The 1091-nt window shown below is 64.1% G+C and carries 1 protein-coding gene and 1 pseudogene; one reads left to right on the top strand and one right to left on the bottom strand.

Translation table 11 applies throughout. The annotated features are described in order from the left end of the window. Nucleotides 1–207: 207 nt before the first annotated feature. Nucleotides 208–564, bottom strand: a complete 357-nt coding sequence (locus GVY42_RS15390) for a hypothetical protein (protein ID WP_159565609.1) — start codon at nt 562–564, stop codon at nt 208–210. 221 nt (nt 565–785) lie between these two features. On the opposite strand from GVY42_RS15390, the pseudogene GVY42_RS15385 reads away from it, so the two are divergent. After that, nucleotides 786–1091, top strand: a pseudogene (locus GVY42_RS15385) (hypothetical protein); the annotation flags it as partial.

The following is a 1091-nucleotide window of genomic DNA, read 5'->3' as shown; positions in this document are numbered from 1 at the left end:
GGCCTGCGGTCTCGGGCCAATCGATTGTTTCGTCAGCCGGAGCGAGCAAATCGCCAGCGACGTCGTGAGCTCGTCCGCTCGTCCGCTCGTCGAGAGTGGCCTCCCCGCATCACACGGGTCGCTCTCGGTCGTGTCAGAGACCTAAAGGGCGGGCCTGCTTGGTTATTCGATGCAGAGGCACACAATGCTTCGGGCGCGAATGACCAGTTACTTGAAGGACGGGGTGCGAACCGAGCAGTCCACCGGCTCACCCGGCCCATCAGAGGTCTGCTTGGCGATCTCCCGCTTGCCATCGAGCAAGATCCGGCATTCAGCTGTCACTCCCGGCGCCGGCGTCGCACTGACCGAAGCCCGCTGCTTGGCGAGGACCACGGCTTCGTGCACCCACGCCGACCCTGCACCGTCCGTGCGGGTAGTGGCTTCCGTTCCGATCTTGTGCAGCTTCGACTCGTCACCTCGAGCTTCCGCTCCCTCGACGCGGATATCGGAAAGCGTCGAGCCGGTTGGGTCATCGACGCGGATCTCGTAGGTCACCGCCCAGGCATCGCCCGTCTGCTGCTGCACGAACGCGCACCCCGAGGCGGCAAGAACGACAGAACCGGCGAGCAGGCTCACTGCGGCGAGACGAATGGAACGACGAGTGCGTGTCTTCATGGCTTCAGCGTGGAGGACGAGGGGGCCGATGTCGTCAACCTCACCGCGCCACTCAGTGAGCCGATCGAGGGATGTGGAATACATCTCAAGGCCGATATTCGCGATTGGATAGTTCCGGTATTTTACGTGGTATGGGCACAGTTTTTCCCGGCGTCATCGCGCTCGCTATCGGCTTCGCGCTCAGCGTCGCCGCACTCGTGCCATGGATCGCACGCGAGAACCGGACGCACGGCCAACTTCGGTTCCGCCGCTCCCTCGTCGCGTTCGGCGCGCTTGTCTACGCTCTCGCATTGCTGACGTACACACTGTTGCCCCTGCCCGCGGACGTCTCGACGATGTGCCAGGCATCAGCCGGGCCCCAGCTGCGTCCCTTCTCCTTCCTCGCCGATATCGCCAAGGAAGGGGGCATCAGCGGCCCGCGCTCCCTTGTCTCGAAC

The sequence above is a fragment of the Exiguobacterium sp. 8A genome (assembly GCF_902506275.1).
Classification (GTDB): Bacteria; Bacillota; Bacilli; order Exiguobacteriales; family Exiguobacteriaceae; genus Exiguobacterium; species Exiguobacterium profundum.
This window is presented reverse-complemented; position numbering and strand designations above follow the sequence as displayed.